The 18,019-nt window shown below is 63.3% G+C and carries 17 protein-coding genes; 9 read left to right on the forward strand and 8 right to left on the reverse strand.

The annotated features are described in order from the left end of the window. Positions 1-170 precede the first annotated feature (170 nt). On the reverse strand, positions 171-995 hold the full coding sequence (locus L0G76_RS00525) for an N-acetylmuramoyl-L-alanine amidase (RefSeq protein WP_304355482.1): 825 nt from the start codon (positions 993-995) through the stop codon (positions 171-173). 128 nt (positions 996-1,123) lie between these two features. On the opposite strand from L0G76_RS00525, the gene L0G76_RS00530 reads away from it, so the two are divergent. Further along, a complete protein-coding gene (locus L0G76_RS00530; RefSeq protein ID WP_304355483.1) occupies positions 1,124-3,235 on the forward strand; it encodes a DNA gyrase/topoisomerase IV subunit B in 2,112 nt (703 codons plus the stop codon). A 57-nt stretch (positions 3,236-3,292) separates the two neighbouring features. Here L0G76_RS00530 and L0G76_RS00535 read toward each other — a convergent pair whose 3' ends face one another. Together L0G76_RS00535 and L0G76_RS00540 are read right to left on the reverse strand one after the other, a co-directional pair. Further along, complete coding sequence (locus tag L0G76_RS00535) at positions 3,293-4,186, reverse strand: M56 family metallopeptidase (RefSeq protein ID WP_304355484.1); 894 nt, start codon at positions 4,184-4,186, stop codon at positions 3,293-3,295. Between the two features lie 18 nt (positions 4,187-4,204). Continuing rightward, positions 4,205-4,567: a BlaI/MecI/CopY family transcriptional regulator gene (locus L0G76_RS00540; protein ID WP_304355485.1), complete on the reverse strand. Its 363-nt coding sequence runs from the start codon at positions 4,565-4,567 to the stop codon at positions 4,205-4,207. Positions 4,568-4,893: 326 nt separating this feature from the next. Between L0G76_RS00540 and L0G76_RS00545 the strand changes: the two genes are divergently transcribed. Genes L0G76_RS00545 through cydC form a run of 3 tightly spaced genes read left to right on the forward strand, consistent with a single transcriptional unit; the run spans position 4,894 to position 10,964 of the window. Continuing rightward, on the forward strand, positions 4,894-6,459 hold the full coding sequence (locus L0G76_RS00545) for a cytochrome ubiquinol oxidase subunit I (protein ID WP_304355510.1): 1,566 nt from the start codon (positions 4,894-4,896) through the stop codon (positions 6,457-6,459). A gap of 12 nt (positions 6,460-6,471) precedes the next feature. Further along, the gene (gene cydB / locus L0G76_RS00550) at positions 6,472-7,494 is read left to right on the forward strand and encodes a cytochrome d ubiquinol oxidase subunit II (protein ID WP_304355486.1); all 1,023 of its coding nucleotides are present in this window, start codon (positions 6,472-6,474) and stop codon (positions 7,492-7,494) included. Next, the gene (gene cydC / locus L0G76_RS00555; protein ID WP_304355487.1) at positions 7,491-10,964 is read left to right on the forward strand and encodes a thiol reductant ABC exporter subunit CydC; all 3,474 of its coding nucleotides are present in this window, start codon (positions 7,491-7,493) and stop codon (positions 10,962-10,964) included. Before cydB ends, cydC begins: the two co-directional genes overlap by 4 nt. Here cydC and sepH read toward each other — a convergent pair. Beyond that, complete coding sequence (gene sepH, locus L0G76_RS00560) at positions 10,939-12,036, reverse strand: septation protein SepH (RefSeq protein WP_304355488.1); 1,098 nt, start codon at positions 12,034-12,036, stop codon at positions 10,939-10,941. The two genes, cydC and sepH, sit on opposite strands and share 26 nt — an antisense overlap. Positions 12,037-12,204: 168 nt before the next feature. Between sepH and L0G76_RS00565 the strand changes: the two genes are divergently transcribed. After that, a complete protein-coding gene (locus L0G76_RS00565) occupies positions 12,205-13,311 on the forward strand; it encodes a ferrochelatase (protein ID WP_304355489.1) in 1,107 nt (368 codons plus the stop codon). Positions 13,312-13,403: 92 nt separating this feature from the next. Here L0G76_RS00565 and L0G76_RS00570 read toward each other — a convergent pair whose 3' ends face one another. Then, positions 13,404-13,631 (reverse strand): hypothetical protein, encoded by a 228-nt coding sequence (locus tag L0G76_RS00570; RefSeq protein WP_304355490.1) that lies wholly within the window; start codon positions 13,629-13,631, stop codon positions 13,404-13,406. Between the two features lie 286 nt (positions 13,632-13,917). Here L0G76_RS00570 and L0G76_RS00575 point away from each other — a divergent pair, with 286 nt between their 5' ends. Further along, a complete protein-coding gene (locus L0G76_RS00575) occupies positions 13,918-14,217 on the forward strand; it encodes a DUF4193 domain-containing protein (protein ID WP_092107696.1) in 300 nt (99 codons plus the stop codon). Positions 14,218-14,338: 121 nt separating this feature from the next. Here the strand turns inward: L0G76_RS00575 and L0G76_RS00580 are convergent, their stop codons facing one another. Next, positions 14,339-14,794, reverse strand: a complete 456-nt coding sequence (locus L0G76_RS00580; protein WP_304355491.1) for a DUF3093 domain-containing protein — start codon at positions 14,792-14,794, stop codon at positions 14,339-14,341. A 64-nt stretch (positions 14,795-14,858) separates the two neighbouring features. Here L0G76_RS00580 and dut point away from each other — a divergent pair, with 64 nt between their 5' ends. Genes dut through L0G76_RS00595 form a run of 3 tightly spaced genes read left to right on the forward strand, consistent with a single transcriptional unit; the run spans position 14,859 to position 16,634 of the window. Continuing rightward, a complete protein-coding gene (gene dut / locus L0G76_RS00585; RefSeq protein ID WP_304355492.1) occupies positions 14,859-15,332 on the forward strand; it encodes a dUTP diphosphatase in 474 nt (157 codons plus the stop codon). A 6-nt stretch (positions 15,333-15,338) separates the two neighbouring features. After that, positions 15,339-16,253 (forward strand): DUF3710 domain-containing protein, encoded by a 915-nt coding sequence (locus tag L0G76_RS00590; protein ID WP_304355493.1) that lies wholly within the window; start codon positions 15,339-15,341, stop codon positions 16,251-16,253. 6 nt (positions 16,254-16,259) lie between these two features. After that, positions 16,260-16,634 carry an OB-fold nucleic acid binding domain-containing protein gene (locus L0G76_RS00595; RefSeq protein ID WP_304355494.1) on the forward strand — a complete coding sequence of 125 codons (375 nt, stop codon included), beginning with the start codon at positions 16,260-16,262 and terminating at the stop codon, positions 16,632-16,634. Between the two features lie 36 nt (positions 16,635-16,670). Here L0G76_RS00595 and L0G76_RS00600 read toward each other — a convergent pair whose 3' ends face one another. Together L0G76_RS00600 and L0G76_RS00605 are read right to left on the reverse strand one after the other, a co-directional pair. Then, positions 16,671-17,336 carry a potassium channel family protein gene (locus tag L0G76_RS00600; RefSeq protein ID WP_304355495.1) on the reverse strand — a complete coding sequence of 222 codons (666 nt, stop codon included), beginning with the start codon at positions 17,334-17,336 and terminating at the stop codon, positions 16,671-16,673. Next, positions 17,333-18,004, reverse strand: coding sequence for a potassium channel family protein (locus L0G76_RS00605; RefSeq protein WP_304355496.1), 672 nt, complete (start codon positions 18,002-18,004; stop codon positions 17,333-17,335). The genes L0G76_RS00600 and L0G76_RS00605 overlap by 4 nt, the downstream gene beginning before the upstream one ends. Between the last annotated feature and the right edge of the window lie 15 nt (positions 18,005-18,019).

An 18,019-nucleotide genomic window follows, 5' to 3' on the forward strand; every position in this document is an offset into this window, starting at 1 on the left:
GGCTGATCCCTGCTGCGGCATGAGCCCGGTGACCATGATCGCCTGCAGCCGCGAACTCTCGCGACTGCAGGCGACCATGGTCATTGCGGCATCTCTGCCGGTTGAGCCGATTCGCAGCCGCTCGGCCCCGGGACAGCAGGCTCTGGGACAGCCCGCCTTGGGCAGTCGGCTCAGTACCAGTCGACGATGCCCTGCATCAAGGCGTCGGCATACTTCTGCTGACCGGCTTCCGATTCCATGGTCTTGGCCTCACCGGGATTGCGCATCTCACCGCATTCGACGATGACGGCAGGCACCGAAGCATTGTTGAGTCCGGCCAGATCGGGACGGCGACTGATCGCATTCTTCCCATAAGCTGTATTGGACGTGAAGGAATCAGCCATGGACCGGCTCATCTCATCGGCGAGACGGTTCGAGTCGTCTTCGACCGCGTCCGAACTGCCCGGCTCAGCCACGATGACATGAAATCCCTCGGCCTGAGCCGATTCGCTGCCGTTGGCGTGAATGCTGACCATGAGATCGGCGTCGTCGGCAAAGGTGCCGCGTTCATCGACACAGGGGCCCACCCCTGTGTTGTCATCGCGACTCATGACCACCTCGGCGCCGGCGTCGTCGAGCTCCTGCTCCAACTTTTGGGCGACGCCCCAGTTGAAATCCGTCTCGGGATAGTCGGAGTTCGTTGACGTTCCCGTGGTGTTGCACGCTTTGGTGCCACCGCGCCCATCCGGCACCTGGCGGTTGATCTCCTTCGGGTGCGAGGCGTTGCCTCCATTGTGGCCGGGGTCGATGGCCACGGTCCGACCGCTGAGGTCGATGCCGGGCTCCGTCGTCGCGGTGTCCGGCGTGTCAGGGCTGGTCGGACTCGACATCGCCTCGGGCGCCATAGGTGTGGACGTGTCGGGTGTCGACGGGGAGCTCGCACCGCACCCGGCGAGACCCGGAAGAGCGAGAGTCGCGCAGAGAAGAGGGGCCAGGACGCTGTGACGAGGAGACATACTGCCATTGTTCCAGCAATAATGCCGTGAACCGGGACGTTTCGGCCGAATCGAAACGAGACACGGCACCCAATGGCAGAGACAGAGCCGGCCGAGGGATTAGAATTTAATCGAACGAGAGGAAACGTGTGGAAGAGGAAAGTTACGGCGCCAGGCATCTGTCCGTGCTGTCGGGGCTCGAAGCGGTTCGCAAACGTCCGGGCATGTACATCGGGACCACTGATTCCCGAGGGCTGATGCACTGTCTCTGGGAGATCATCGACAATGCCGTCGACGAGGCTCTGGGCGGCTTCGGCACGTCCATCCTCATCGAACTCGAACCCGACGGCTCGGTGGCCGTCTCCGACAGTGGCCGAGGCATCCCCGTGGACATTGAGCCGAAGACGGGGCTGACCGGCGTCGAGGTGGTCCTGACCAAGCTTCATGCCGGCGGCAAGTTCGGCGGCAGCTCCTATGCCGCGTCCGGCGGTCTGCACGGAGTCGGCGCCTCGGTCGTCAACGCGCTCTCCGCTCGGCTCGATGTCGAAGTCACACGTGGGTCGAAAGTCCACAAGATGTCCTTCCGCCGAGGCGTGCCGGGGCGCTTCGACGATTCCTCCGGCAAGCCCGGCCCCGACAACCCGTTCGAGGAATTCCACGAGCCGACGGGACTCGACATCGTCCGCAAGGCGAAGAGGGGAGTCACTGGCACCCGTGTCCAGTACTGGGCCGACCCTCAGATCTTCCTGTCCAAGGCCCAGTTCGACTATCAGCATCTCGTCGAGCGCGCACGGCAGACCGCGTTCCTGGTTCCCGGACTTGAGCTGCGGATCGAAGACCGCCGCGGAGTGGCCCGTGACGAGACCGGAGAGGTCATCGCCGAGCGCGTCGAGGTCTTCCGCTTCGACGGCGGCATCACCGAGTTCGTCGACCATCTGTCGATCGATCCGCCGATGACGGATACGTGGCGTCTGCAGAACTCAGGGAAGTTCAGTGAGACCGTCCCGGTACTCGACTCCTCGGGTCATCTGGTCTCGAAAGAGGTCGAGCGCGAGGTCGGCGTTGACATCGCCCTGCGCTGGGGGACCGGCTACGACACGAAGGTCAAGTCCTTCGTCAACGTCGTGTCCACACCGCACGGCGGAACCCACCTGGCCGGCTTCGAACAGGCCAGCCTGAAAGCGATGCGCAAGGCCGTCGAAGCCAATGCCCGCAAACTCAAGTTGGGCAAGGACAAGCTCGAGAAGGACGACGTGCTGGCCGGTCTGACCGCTGTGGTGACGGTGCAGTTGTCCGAGCCCCAGTTCGAAGGACAGACCAAAGAGGTCCTGGGTACGGCCGCAGTCAAGCAGATTGTGGCGAAAACGGTCGAGAAGCAGCTGGGTGACATCCTGTCCTCGACCAAACGCGCAGAGAAGCAGCAAGCAGCCGTTCTCATGGAGAAGGTCGTTGCAGAACTCAAGTCACGTATCTCGGCGCGCACCCACAAAGAGAACCAGCGTCGCAAAACGGCTCTTGAGGCATCGTCCCTGCCGGCGAAGCTCTACGACTGCCGTGACAACGGGGTGGAGGACACAGAGCTGTTCATCGTCGAGGGCGATTCCGCAATGGGTACGGCGAAATCTGCGCGCAACTCCGACCATCAGGCGCTGTTTCCGATCCGCGGCAAGATCCTCAACGTGCAGAAGGCATCGTTGTCCGACATGTTGGCCAATGTCGAATGTGCTGCACTGATCCAAGTCATCGGGGCCGGCTCCGGCCGCAGCTTCGACATGGACGCGGCTCGTTACGGGCGTGCCATCATCATGACCGATGCAGACGTTGACGGTGCCCACATCCGCACCTTGCTGCTGACTCTCTTCTTCCGCTACATGAAGCCGTTGGTCGAGCAGGGCCGGGTGTTCGCGGCCGTGCCGCCCCTGCACCGTGTGGAAGTCGTCACGAAGCGGGGAACGCCGAACGACGTCGTCTACACCTACTCCGAGGCTGAGCTGCACACGCTGCTGAAGAAGCTGGAGAAGTCGAAGAAGACGTACAAGGAGCCCATTCAGCGGTACAAGGGGCTCGGCGAGATGGACGCCGACCAATTGGCGGAGACGACGATGGATCCCAGCATGCGCACCCTGCGCCGGGTCACGATGGCCGACGCCGAGGCGGCAGAGAACACCTTCGAGCTCCTGATGGGGTCTTCTGTCGGTCCGCGAAAGGAATTCATCGTCTCAGGCGCCGCTGTTCTCGACGCCGAGCGCATCGACAGCTGAGTCGGGTTCCGCAGACGGTGTGTTCCCGTGGGGCAGAACCAAGTATGTTCCGGTGGGTCAGAACGCGGACGCCACGGGGGCGAACAGAAGCAGGCTGGGCACGAGCAGCAGACCCAGCGCAATGAGGGTCGAGGTCACGCGCACCGGCACCCGTGCAGGACTCAGGGGCCGTGAGAGACGGTCGATCCGCTGGGTAGAGAGATCGCTGCGATGCTCAGGGCTGATGTCTGCGGCTGCGCGCACCGCCTGCGCCAGAATCGCCGGGTCGACCTGCTCTCGCGTCTGATCGTCGGCCATGAGTTCAATCTGGCCATTGACGGAGTTGAGGCCGATCGCCGTTGCTGAGAAGAACGGCAGGGCGCGGTGCCACGCAGCGAATGGGATCACGAGCACGTCGTGGCGGAAATCGAGATGGGCTCTCTCATGGGCGATGACGGCAGTGCGTTCGTCCTCACTGAGAACTTCGAGCAGACCCGTTGAGAGGACCGCAGTGCCTTTGCGCGGCCCCTGCGGCAGACAATAGGCCACGGCCTCGTCGGTTGTGATGATCCGTGTATCCGTGTAGGTCGCGGATGGTTCGCTGAGCAGATGCAGGATCTCGTCATGGCGAATGCGGGTTCTGCGAGCGGAATAGAAGGTCAGGGCGAGACACCCGAGCAGCCGTCCGATGAGTGCGACTGCGATGATGAGAAAGATCCAGGCGAAGACGGTCAGCTGAGCGTGCGACTGGCCTCTGGCGAGCCGCCAGAGGCCCTCAGGCAGGCTGTTCGCGGCCGGAGCCACAGCGAATGCCAGCGCTGTGCCGATGAGGGAGAGACCGCCGGAGAGGCCGACGGCCTGCCACAGAATGACGTTCGAGATGGGGTCTCCCCGAAACCGGGAGAGCACGGCAGGAACCGGCCAGGCTAAGAGGAATGCAAGTACAGCGAGGACGGATCCCACGATGCTCATGCTCGGGAATTACCTGCTTCAGGAGTTGGTCGAGTGATTGCGTCCCAGAATATTACGCAGGGCCTTCGTATCGGCTTCCGACACGGTACCGAGGAATCGGGCAAGAACGGCCTGGCGATCCGGAGCTTGTGACAGGACTTCCGTCATCAGCTCTGCGACGTGGTCTTCGCGGGTTGAGACCGCGAGGTAGCGGTGCGGGCGGATGCTGCGATCGCGAGAGACGAAGCCCTTCTTCTCCAGCCGGGTGAGGACCGTGTGGATGGTGGTCAGCGCGAGGTCGCGTGACGCCAGTACGTCGCGGAGCTCGGCTGCACTCAACCCGTCATCATGTACCCAGATGGCGTCCATGACGCTGCGTTCGAGTTCGCCCAGAGTTCCCACGGTGTCCTTGTCCTTCGACGAAATAGTGCTTCTTTCCTCATCAGTCTAACTCTACAAGCTGTCGAATTCCATGTGAGCTCGACCGGAGTCGGCTCGGCCGCTACCACCTGCCCCCTGTGCGCACGATTCGGCCCCGCGTGGGTCCACTTCGGCTAGGCACCTCGTCCGCCCGTGTCTGCGGAGGCGGGTGAGCGCAGACGGGCAGAGGTGCGCGGTCTGGGACGGCGGGTCTCGGATGGCGAAACTATGCGGCATATGCTTCTACGCGCTGTAGAATTCTACGTGTCGTAGAAATAAGGTCTTCCATGAACGGAGTACCCATGGACCTGGATCCGGTTCTCATCGGGCGCTGGCAATTCGGCATCACCACCGTCTATCACTTCTGGATGGTCCCGCTCACCCTTGGCCTCGGGATGCTCGTCGCGATCCTGCAGACGATGTACCACCGCACGGGCAACGAGATCTACCTGCGCAGCACCAAGTTCTTCGGGAAGCTCTTCCTCATCAACTTCATCATGGGCGTGGCGACCGGCCTTGTCCAGGAATTCCAATTCGGTATGGCCTGGAGTGAATACTCCCGCTTCGTCGGGGACGTCTTCGGCGCGCCCCTGGCGCTGGAGGCTCTGCTCGCGTTCTTCCTCGAATCCACGTTTCTGGGGCTCTGGATCTTCGGCTGGGGCAGACTCCCGCGTGCAGTCCACCTGGGCAGCCTGTGGTGCGCTGTGATCGGGTCGTGGATCTCCGCCTATTTCATCATTGTCGCGAACTCGTGGATGCAGCATCCGGTCGGTGTCGAAATGGTCGACGGCAGGCCGGTGATGACCGATGTCTGGGCGGTGCTGACGAACAACACGGCGATCGCTGCCTACACTCACGCGCTGTGCGGCGCGTTGGCGGTCGGCGGTGCCTTCCTGCTCGGAATCTCCTGGTATCACCTGTACCGCCGACGCAAGGACGGTATCGACACCATCGGACCCGATGGGAAGGTCGTCGTCGGGTCCGCACCCGATGTGCCCGGCAGGGATGCCCTTGATCATCAGGTCTGGATCCGGTCCCTGCGCATCGGTGCGGTCGTCGGCATCGTCGCCTTCGCCGGTGTGGCGATCACCGGTGACGTCCAGTCCAAGCTCATGTTCGAACAGCAGCCTATGAAGATGGCCTCGGCCGAAGCCGCCTGCCACGACGGCACCGAGTTCTCGGTGCTCACGATCGGAGATCCCTCGTCCAACGACTGCGACGGGGTGGAGAACGTGTTCGAGATCCCGGGGCTGCTCTCCTTCCTCGCCAACGGTGACTTCAACACTCCGGTCCACGGAGTGACGACTCTGCTTCCTGACTACCAGGAGAAGTACGGCACCCATCTGCCCGAGGACGAACGCTACGGCCAGCACTCCGGCGAGAAGATCGACTACCAGCCCATCATGATCGTCACCTACTGGGGGTTTCGGCTCATGATCGGATTCGGCATGATCGCAGCGGGAGTCAGCGCTCTGGCGCTGTGGCTGACCCGCAAGGGCACCGTCCCCGCCTCGGCCTGGCTGATGCGCGGGGCGGTCCTGTCCATCACGGCACCATTCATCGCGAACTCCGCCGGCTGGATCTTCACGGAGATGGGACGTCAGCCGTTCGTGGTCGCGCCGAATCCCGCACGACAGGACGGAGTGTACATGTTCACCCAGGCGGCGCTCTCGCCCGAACTCACCCCGGGAATGCTCCTGTTCTCACTGATCAGTCTCAGCCTCGTCTACGGCATTCTCATGGTCGTCGAGCTGCGGCTGCTCATCGTCTACATCAGGGGAGGGGTCGCCTCGGCGATGCCTGAGGTCACCAAGATCAACCACACCCCGCGGATCACGAACGACGAAGACGACGTTCTGTCGTTCGCGTACTGAGGAGGAGACACGATGGAAACTCTCGCTGCGATCTGGTTCGTCCTCATCATCGTGCTGTGGATGGGATACCTGTTCCTCGACGGCTTCGACCTCGGAGTCGGAATGCTCATGCCGGTGCTGAGTCGGACCGAACGGCAGAAACGAGTGCTGCTCAACACGATCGGACCGACATGGGACGGGAACGAGGTGTGGCTGATCACCGCAGCCGGTGCGACCTTCGCCGCCTTCCCGCACTGGTACGCCTCCCTGCTCAGCGCTCTCTACATCCCACTGACGCTGTGCCTGTTGGCATTGATCTTCCGGGCCGTCGCCATCGAATATCGCGGCAAGGGGCACAGTGCGGCGTGGAAGTCCTTCTGGACGTGGGCGATGGCCGTGGGCTCGACCGGCATCGCGTTCTTCATCGGTGCCCTGCTCGCCATCACCTCGACCGGACTGCCTCTCAACGAGCATGGTGACCTCGTCGGCGGAGCTTTCGCGTGGTTCGGCTGGCCCGCAGTCTTCGGTGGCCTGGGCGGGATCGGGTTCGCTCTCGTCCACGGACTGATCTTCCTGGGGCTGAAGACCCAGGGCGATATGCGGGAGAAGGCTCAGCTGTGGGCGCGGAGGCTGATGCTGCCCTGCTCGATCGGCTTCCTCGTCTGGTTCGGCCTCTCCATCACCGAATGCACGTGGCTCGTGGCAGTCGTCGTCGTTGCGGTGATCGCGCTCCTGGCGGCATACTTCGCCGTGCGTGCGGGCGCGGAGAAGGCGGCATTCGTCCTGCATGGCATCTACCTCGTCTCCGGGCTCTTCGCCGTGTTCGCCGGTGCCTACCCCAACGTGCTGCCGTCGACCCTGGATCCGGCGAACTCGCTGACCATCGCCTCGGCGTCGTCATCGGACTACACCCTCACGGTGATGTTGGTCGTGACTGTGATCTGCCTGCCGATCATCATCGGCTACCAGATCTTCAGCTATCGGATGTTCCTGGGCCGGATCGCGGAGACGCACATTCCCGAAGCGCATCGTGTTCCGGTGGCGATCCGGTCATGAGATCACCGCTTCAGATCCTGTTCGACCTGCCGGGCGGCCAACGCGGATTCTTCCTCTCCCTGTTCAGCGCCCTGGCGCGCGCCGTCGGCATCGTGCTCATCGCCGAGGCCCTGGTGCGATCGATCGTCGGCACGGGCCCCGTTGCAGGTTGGGCGGTGCTGGGACTCCTCGGGGCTGCGCTGCGAGGAGCGAGTCTGTGGGCCGACCACAGTCTGGGGACCTCCCTGGCTGCCGTGAACAAGCAGAGGCTGAGATCCTCGATTCTCAGGTCCCTGCTCACCGGGCGCGGACAGCCGCGCATGAATACGGCAGTGACCGTCACACGCGGCATCGACGACCTCGACGACTACTTCACGACCGTGGTGCCCGCACTGAGCGCGGCGGCAGTGGTCCCCGTGACGCTGCTTGTGCGCATCGTGTTCACCGATGTCCTCTCAGCGGTCATCATCGCCCTGTGCCTGCCGCTGGTTCCGGTCTTCATGATCCTCATCGGTCGATTCACGAAGGACTCGACGGTCGCGAGCAGCACGGCGCTCGAGCGCCTGTCCGATCATCTGGCCGAGTTGGCCGAGGGGCTGCCCGTGCTCATCGGCCTCGGACGATCCAGAGATCACGCGCGTCGACTGCGAGCCCTGGGCGAAAAGTACCACAGCGCGAACTTGGCAACCCTGCGCATCGCATTCCTCTCCAGCCTTGCTCTCGAACTCATCGCCACGATCTCTGTGGCTCTGGTCGCCGTTGTCATCGGCCTGCGACTCGTCTACGGGACCATGGATCTGAGCTCCGGCCTCTTCGTCCTGCTGCTGGCACCGGAGTGCTTCATCCCGCTGCGCGAACTCGGCTCCGGCTACCACGCCAGCGAGAACGGTCGCGAGGCACAGAATCGCGCACATGCGCTGATCGCCAGCACGGACACTGCGGCGCAGGACGGGGCCGACCGCGATGACGCGGCCGGAGCCGGGCACCATGTGATCTACCCGAACCGGACGAGGATCGAGTGGACCGGTGATGTCCCGGTCACACCGGGCATCACCGCGGTCCGCGGCGCCTCGGGCGCAGGCAAATCCACAATCCTGGCGGCCCTGACCGGAAATCTCCCCGCCGGAGCCAGAACCACAATGACCCCGCGTCGGGTCGCATTCGTGCCACAGGCTCCCCACATCTTCGGTGCGACGATCGGAGCCGAACTCGACGTCTACGGTCTCCCGCGCTCACAACAGGGGGCGGCTCTGAGCAATGCCCGCCTGCCCGAGGACGTGAAGCTGTCGACGTCTGCTCTGAGTCCTGGCCAGCTTCGTCGGCTCGCCTTCGTCCGGGTGCTGCACCTGATAGAGGACGACGCCGAGGCGCTCGTGCTCGACGAACCGACCGCTCATCTCGATGATGAGAACGCGGAGATCATCATCGGCCTGATCGCCGAGGCGGCAGCACGCGTCCGTGTCATCCTGGCCAGCCATGATGACCGCGTCGCCGCACTCGCCGCCGAGGAGATCGTCCCACGGAAGTCCACTTCCTCTGTGAGTGCCGGGAGTGCTGATTCCGCCACGGGTGCCGATTCCCCCACGGGTGCCGATTCCGCCACGAGTGCCGCAGCGTCGGTGCAGACACGTGGGCAGGGCACCGAGTCGCAGAAACTTGGTCCGGCAGCGGGCGCCGATTCGGCGATGCCCGCCGACCCCGCCATGCCCGCCGACCCCGCCATGCCCACTCACTCGGCTGCGGGTAGCGGGCCACAGGTCGCGGACACGGTGGCCGAGGGCCGTGGCTCGTCAATGAAGCGGACGGCGTCGACTCTTCGCCGTCGGTGGACGCTCCTGCGCTCGAGCATGCCGCTGCTGACTCCGAACATGATCATCGCTCTGCTCTCGTCCTGCGCCTCGAGCCTGGCCGCGATCGCACTGACCGCAGTCTCGGCCTGGCTCATCGTCGAGGCCTCCTACCAGCCTCCCATCATGATTCTCATGGTCGCCATCGTCGGTGTGCGGTTCTTCGGGCTGAGCCGATCGGTCCTGCTCTATCTCAGCCGCCTCAAACTGCACTCGGCGATCTTCGCCTCGTTGGCCAGGCTGCGCTCTCGTCTCTGGGAGCACTTCGAGGCGGTCGGCATGGGGGACCGGAAGCTGCTGACCTCTGATGCAGCACTGCGCACCATGGTCTCCGATGCCGATGATGTGCGGGACCTGATTCCGCGGACCCTGTTCCCCCCGATCGCCTCGGCGCTGGTCTTCGTTGCTGTGCTCATCGCCACCTGGGCGCTCGACCCGACCTCGCTGCCGTTGTTCCTGGTCCTCGGCATTCTCAACCTGGTCCTGTTGCCGGTATTGGTCATCAGGAGTGAAAGCGGGCTTGCCGCCCGCGTCCGAACCGCCCGCAACCGGATACTGTCAGTCCTGGCACGCGCACTGAATGCCAAAACGGACCTGCGAGCGAATCGTGCAGACAATGCGGTTCTCACGGTCCTCAGCCGCGAAGAGCGGGAACTGCAGTCGGCTCAGCGTCGTTCCTCACGCAACTTCGGGGCCGCTCAACTCTGGCTGCAGCTGAGCACGGTGGCCACAGCGGTGCTCATCGCGATGACCTCCTCGGCACCGACGGAAATTCTGGCCGTCGTCGTCCTCATGGCGCTGGGCTCGGCCGACGTGTTCTCACAGTCGCTGCTGGCATTCCGTGCGCTGCCCAGCCTCGGGGTCGTCCTCGACCGTCTTCCCGAGCTGTCACCCGCCCGGTCGGGCACCGCGGCCGAGCGCCGCACTCACGAGGACTCTGCTGCGGGCGCGTTCGAGGTGAGTGCGTTCACAGCGCTCGAGCTCGAAGGCATGAGTGTCGGGTGGGACGCCGGACCCGTCGTCGAGGATGTCGATCTGCGTGCTCAGAGAGGCCGGTGGACCGTTCTGCACGGTGACAGCGGCGCGGGCAAGTCGACGACGCTGAGTGTGCTGCTGCGTTTCCTCGACCCATGGTCAGGCTCCTACCGAGCCGAAGACGGTGGGGGCCGCGAAACGGATGTGCTCGGCTTGGCGCCGACGGAGCTTGCCGGACGAATCGCGTGGTGTCCGCAGGAGGCACATGTCTTCCGGTCGACTGTGAGGGGCAATCTGGCGATCGCGCGCAGCGACACACCCACCACCGAGGAGATGTGTGCGGCACTGACCAGTGCGGGCTTGGGCGAATGGGCCGATCCGGCCGGCCTGGAGATCTGGGTCGGCGACCACGGAGCAGACATCTCCGGCGGACAGCGCCAGCGATTGGCCGTGGCCAGGACCCTCCTGAGCGGAGCGGACGTGATCGTACTCGATGAACCGACGGCACACCTCGACGATGAGATGGCGCACGGGTTGGTGACCGACCTGCGGCGGAGCCTTGACTCACACACCGTTGTGATGGTCACTCATGATCGCAGTCTGATCGCTGACGGCGACCAGCTGGTCGAGCTGGGAAGTGAGCTCAGTCGCGCTTCGAGCCGAACATGATCTCGTCCCAGCTGGGGATCGATGCGCGGCTGTTCTTCTTGGCCTTCGACTTCGACTCTGTGTCCTTGAGCTGAGTCGATTCCTCGCTGACACGAGATTCCTCTTCGCTGACACCAGGTTCATTGAGCAGGGAAAGCTGCTGGTCATCGTCGAATCTGCCGACCTCCTGGGTCGGCTCCTGAGGCTCGTCCGGATCGACCCCTGATGAAGGATCTTCGAAGGCGAAGACCTCGTCATCGGTGGCATCTGTCGGCCGTCCGGGCGCTGTGTGCGCGCCCTGCGGGTGAGTCTCCGGATCCTCCGTGACCGCACGGAGTCGACCACGCGGTTCATCTTCCTCGTCATGGCGACGTCGTTTGCGCAGATTCTCCAGAATCCGTCCTGTCTCTGCCTGGTGATCACGGGCGGCAGGAGAAGGCTGCGCCGGAGTCGGAGGAGTTGAGGGCGTATCGATCTCCTCGGTGATCTTCTGACGTTCGGCACCGGTTCCGTAGTTCGGGATCGGTCCGGTGTCGGTCGGTCCCGAATCGGCCAGCCACTTCGCTTCGTCGTCGATGGGAGTCAGGGACCGGCGGTAGTAGTTCCACCCGGCCGTGCGGGTCCGATCAGCGGCGGTGAAGCTGAGCTGGATGTACCAGTTGCCGTCCTGCTGCTTCCACGCATCCCAATCCATCGTCTCGATGTCGACGTCGCGCATGGCCAGACGAGTCTGGCACAGTTCCATCAGAGGAGTGGGGTCGCCATTGGGGTCATGATCGGAATAGATCGGATGCTGACTGGCCCTGTAGGCCGTGTGCGCTCGTTCGGCGAGGGCCGGACGCTCATAGGTGCGGACCTGCTCGATATCGGCACCCGTCGAGGAGATGACCTCCTCAGCGCTCATGCCGCCGCGGATCATCGCCTGGATGTCACGGGGACGAACGGGGGTGTCCGGCTTGGCCGTGGTGCGGTCCTTGCGGACAGCAGCGTAGAGAGCTTCGTCGAGAGCCAATCGATACTGCAGCCCGTTCTCGTCGTTCAGCAGCAGATGAGTGCCGTCGGCGTCGACTCCGTTCAAGATCAGTTCACGCATGCCTTAAGCTCCTTTATCGCGTCTCCTCTGCATCGTGTCACGTCCGGAGCCGCCCATAGGGCAGATTTGCGCGCGAGTCGCGAAATGGCAGACCTGATCGCTGAGCGGGTCTGACTCACTGTGCGGACAACCGGCGCAGACCCTCTACAGGCTGTAAAATGGGTAACTGTGAATAACACTGCACCCATTGACACTCTCGTCCTCATGTCATTCGGGGGACCGGAGGCTCCAGAAGAAGTCGTCCCATTCCTCAAGAACGTCACCGCCGGTCGCGGCATACCGGAGGAGCGACTCGAAGAAGTCGGTGAGCACTACTACGGCTTCGGTGGGAAGTCGCCCATCAATGATCAGAACAAGGCGCTTCTGCAGGCTCTGCGCGACGAGCTCGAGCGTCGCGGAATCGACACCCCGGTGATCTGGGGTAACCGCAATTGGGAGCCGTACCTGACCGATGTGGTGCGCGCCGAGGCGCAGGCCGGCCGGACCCGGTTCCTGTCCATCGACACCTCGGCGTATTCGTCGTATTCCTCCTGTCGTCAGTATCGTGAGGACTTCGCCAAGACGATTGAGGAGCTGTCCGCCGAAGGCACGTCCGTCACGATCGACAAGATCCGGCAGTTCTACAATCACCCCGGCTATGCCGAGGCCTGCGCACTCCTCCTGCGAGAGGGCATCGCCGACTTCACGAAGCAGGTCGGTGCCCTCGACACGGCGAAGCATCGCATCCTGTTCGTCACGCATTCGATCCCCAACGTCATGCAGGACGCCTCTGCGGTGACAACCGGTGGCTATCGCGCACAGCACGAAGAGCTCATGGCCCACCTCCTGGATAAATTGTCAGCATCCGAGACCCTTCCGGCAGAGCTGGTCTACTGCTCCCGCTCGGGGTCGCCGGAGGTGCCGTGGCTCGAACCGGATGTCAACGATCGGATGACGGAGCTCGCCGAAGACGGAGTCGCCGGTGTGATCGTCGTTCCGATCGGATTCATCTCCGATCACATGGAGGTGGCCTTCGACCTCGATACCGAGGCGAAGGAGACCGCCGCCGAACTCGGCTTCGCCTTCACCCGTGTCGGGACCGTCGGTACGCACCCCCTGTTCGTGTCCGGGCTCGTCGACCTCGTCGAGGAGAGGACAGCACAGCTTCGCGGCGAGCAGACGTCTGCCCCGGTGATTGCCGGTTCCACTGCGCTGACTCCCGGCAGCGGCGCGTGCAGCATCGACTGCTGCCGCGGACGCATCGAACGGACGACCGAGCCCAACTGGCCGGCCTGAGTGCCGCGCCGCTGAGCGATCTGCTCGAAACAGAAATCCCTCCTCTGCACGATCTGCAGAGGAGGGATTCTTCGTTCGGTCTTCCCGAAGAGTCAGGTTTCTTTCGGTTCGGGAACGACCGGTATCGCTCCGGTCTCTGCTGCGATGACCGCAACGATCGGACCGGTGTCCACATCATTGCGATCGGCAAGTTCCAAGAGGTTCTGCAGGTCATCTATGAGGGTCTCGACGAGGTAGTCGTCCCCTTCTGACCGTGCTTCATGAATGCGATGACGGACATCGTCGATCCTGGTATCGAGTTGATTTGCGAATTCACTCATCGTGTATCCGTCCTTCCTCGGGGCGTCACCCATGCGCGGGACGATCCCAGTTTCATTCACCGACACAATGCTGTCGGCGTTATTCGACCTATGTATTCTCGCAGAGCTTTTCGAGAGTCGTATGTGTGAGCTGTCACGAGGCGATTCGTCAGTGACGAGAATCACCGTGAACATGGACGATCTGATCTTGCCAACAGCAAGCATACAGTGCACAATGCTGGGGACACGTTTGGCGAGAGGGGTAGAAAATCCTCCTCAGCACCCCCGACAGAGAGCGATGAGCCATATGGCAACCGATTACGACGCACCTCGTAAGCAAGACGATGAAATCAAAAGCGATTCGATTGAACAGCTGAAGGCTTCACGCTCGCAGGCGCAGGCCAGCAAGATTGACGAAGATGAGACCGCGGTTGCGGAAGGGTTCGAACTGCCCGGTGCGGACCTGTCGAACGAAGAGCTCTCCGTTCGGGTGCTGCCCAAGCAGAATGACGAGTTCACCTGCATGGAATGCTTCCTGGTGCGCCATCGCTCGCAGCTGGCGAGTGAAGAGGGTGGAGTCCCCATCTGCACGGACTGTGCTGGCTGAATCGCCTGTCGGACGAAGCAAGAACGCGCCCTCGTCGGGGCGCGTTTCTGTGTCTCGGCTGAGTCGAGCGTCTGCGTGTCAGCGTGCCGGCGTGTCAGGCCGATTGTTCAGGGTGTGTGCCTCAGGGTGTGAGCGCGGCGGCGAATTCCATCGGTCGCTTGCTCGAGACCAGCCAATAAGGGGTCGGGTCGGTCTCGTCATGGATGTCGATGCGCGCCGCACATTTGGCCCAGGGCCGGAGCATGAGGAAGGCCCGCGCGTCGAGATCCGGTCCGCGGGCCGTCCGCGCACCCTCGGCGTCGTAGCCGGTGGCGTCGGTGACATAGCGGCGATCGATATGTGCATCGCCGACGAAAAGCTGCCGCTCGGTGACGATGATGGAGATCCCGAGCGAACGCAGCCACCAGGCCAAGAGGATGAAGCTGATCACCGGAAGGATGACGGCGCCGATCTTCCACACTGGGAAGACCATGAGCGCGGTCGAGGCCGCGGCGATCGCGATGAGAATCCACATGCCGACGGATGGGCGAAGTTTCTCCGTGTACACCACGCGGGTATCGGGTTGAGTCGTTGCCATGGGCCCATTCTCCCATAACGGACTTTTTGGAAGCGCTCAGGCTTCGGCGTTAGAGTGCTTCTTTGTGGCAGATATCCTGAAGATTGACCTCAGACGCCTCGACACAGGCATGACTCCTCCCTCGTACGCACATGCGTCGGACGCGGGCGCCGACCTGTGCTCGGCGATCGACTTCGTCCTCGAACCGTTCGAGCGGAAGGTCGTGCCCACCGGCATCGCGATCGCGCTGCCGATCGGCACCGCAGGGTTCGTCCACCCACGCTCGGGCCTTTCGAGCAGACACGGTGTGACCGTGATCAATGCCCCGGGCACGATCGACGCCGGCTATCGAGGCGAGATCAAGGTGCCGCTGATCAACCTCGATGCGCGGATCCCTGTGCGCATATCGCGTGGGGACCGCATCGCCCAGCTCGTCATCCAAGAAATCAAACAAGCAGACTTCACCCTCGTCGAGTCGCTGGACGACAGCGATCGTGGCGCAGGGGGCTTCGGCTCCACTGGTGGGGTACAAGCAGGTCTGACCGAAAAAGAGGTGTGAACGACCATGGGACTGTTCTCTCGATTCTCCAAGAAATCCTCCGCTGAGAAGATCGACGACACTGTCGACGAGGAGCACGACGTCGACGACGCCGTGACAAATGACACCGAGGCCGAGGACTCGACCGACGGCGAGTCGGACTTGATCGACCGCGAGTCGGACTTGATCGACGATGATTCGGACCGGACCGGCAGCGATTCGGATGAGGCCGACTCGACGGAGTCGGAGGATTCGACCGATGACGAAGACGTCGACGAACTCGACGAGGACGCCCTGCTCGAGAAGTCCGCTCCATACGACCGCTCTGAGAAGGGCCCGTTCGACGCCGGCGAAGACTTCCCTGAGCTCAACAGGCTCGACCTGGGAGCTCTCAAGGTACCCGTCGTCGACGGCATGCAAGTGCGTCTGGACACAGATGACGACTCCCAACGTGTGCTGGCTGTGACTCTCATCCATGAAGGCGGCGGGATCCAGCTGCAGGCCTTCGCAACACCACGGTCGGAAGGTCTGTGGAACACCGTCCGCAAACAGCTGACAGGCAGCGTCACCTCACAGGGCGGCGAAGCATCGGAGCTCCACACGTCGCTGGGCAGAGAACTGGCTGTAGAAGTCCCTGCCAAGACAGAGGACGGTCGCCCCGGGAAGCGCGCCATGCGCTTCGCCGGGATCGACGGTCCGCGGTGGTTCGTCCGCGCGGTGTTCTCCGGCAAGGCCGTCACCGACGAAGAGATCCGGTCCGAACTCAGCGCACTCTTCCGCGGAGTCGTCGTCGACAGAGGGCAGGAGGCGATGGCTCCGCGTGAGCTCATCGTGCTCACTGCGCCTCAGGTCGACGCAGATTCCGAGAACAGCGATGAGGGCAAGGACAAGGACGAGCTCAACCCGTTCGAACGCGGACCGGAAATCACCGAGGTCCGCTGAGTCCCCATGCTGGAACTCTTCACACGCCTCGTGCGTGATTTCGGGTCCAGGGACGCCGAGGCGCGGGCCGATCTGAGGCTGCTGTCCCAGATTCCCGGCGTCATCAGCGTCCGGGACCTCACGCCCCGGCAGCTGTCGAGGATCGCCGGCGTCGTCAGCGCGGTGACGCAGTCATGCAGCGGCGACAGCCCTCGTCTGCATATCACGGTTGCCGATGGAACCGGAGAGGTTCACGCGCAGTTCCTGGGCCGTCGTGAGATCAGCGGAATCAGGCCGGGAGCACTGATCGTCCTCGAGGGCCGCTTCTGCAGCCATGACGGAGTGCTGAAGGGCCACAACCCGGTCTACGAGCTGATCCAGACCCGCGAAGACCACGAGTGAGCTGATCTCGGCGTCATCGGCGAACAGAGTTCGTGCTCATTGCGCGGGAGTCTGCAGGAGACTCAGCAGAGCACCTTCCTGATCCGGCGAGGAGAGGAAGAACAGCTCGTCGCCGGCTTCGACCACGTTATCGGCGCTGGGCGCGAATGCCCGGGAATTGCGAATGACCGCGACGAGCACCGTGTCGAGCGGGAAGGCGATGTCGCCGATCCGTGAGGCGACGAGTGCCGACGATTCGTGGACCGTGAACTCCATCAGGCCCGCCTGACCGCGTTCGAAGCTCATCAGATGCACAAGGCCGCCCACCTCGACGGCCTCCTCGACCAGAGCCGTCATCAGGCGCGGCGTCGACACTGCTACGTCGACGCCCCAGTTCTCGTCGAAGAGCCACTCGTTCTTCGGATTGTTCACCCGTGACACTGTGCGCGGAACACCGAACTCGGTCTTGGCCAGCAGAGACAGAACGAGGTTGGTCTTGTCGTCTCCGGTCGCGGCGACGACCACGTCGGCTTCCTCGAGCTTCGCCTCACCCAGACCCGCCAACTCGCACGCATCCGAGAGCAGCCATTCGGCTCCGGGTATGCGCTCATGTCCCAGCGCCTCCTTGCTCTGGTCGATGAGCAGGGCTGTGTGCTTCTTGTCGATGAGCTCCCGGGCCACTGACCGACCGACGGATCCGGCCCCGGCGATGACGACTCTCATTCTTCCTCCATTGTTCGCACCGGCTGGTCCAGAATCTTCTCGATCTCGCCGAGGCGGTCCACCGGGCACATCAGATGGACCAGGTCTCCGTCCTGGAGGAGCAGATCCTCATGAGCGAGGATGCCCTCGGACAATCGGGTGACGTAGGCGACCCGTGCCTTGGTTCGGGTCTCGATCTCCTTGATCGGTCTGGCCACCCACCCGGGATCGAGATGGACCTCGGCGAGCACGAGCCTGCCCGAGGGTTCGCGGAATTCGGTGATCGATCCCTGCGGGACGAGTTTGCGCATCACCTGGTCGGCCGTCCACCTCACCGTGGGAACGGTGGGAATGCCCAGCCGTTCGAACACCTGGGCGCGATTGGGATCGTAGATTCGGGCCGCGACGTTGACTACGCCGAAGGTCTCGCGGGCGACACGCGCGGCGAGGATATTGGAATTGTCTCCGCTGGAGACTGCGGCGAAGGCGTAGGCGTCCGAAGTCTTCGCCTGGGAGAGAGTCTCACGGTCGAACCCGATGCCGGTGATGGTGGATCCGCTGAAATCCCTGCCGAGCTTGAGAAACGCATCGGGGTTGCGGTCGACGACTGCCACCGAGTGCCCATTGGCATCGAGGGCTTTGCCCAAGGACGCTCCGACTCGGCCGCAGCCCATAATCACGAAGTGCATGGGTAATCCTCTCCG

Source organism: Brevibacterium picturae (assembly GCF_030453725.1).
GTDB classification, from domain to species: domain Bacteria; phylum Actinomycetota; class Actinomycetes; order Actinomycetales; family Brevibacteriaceae; genus Brevibacterium; species Brevibacterium sandarakinum_A.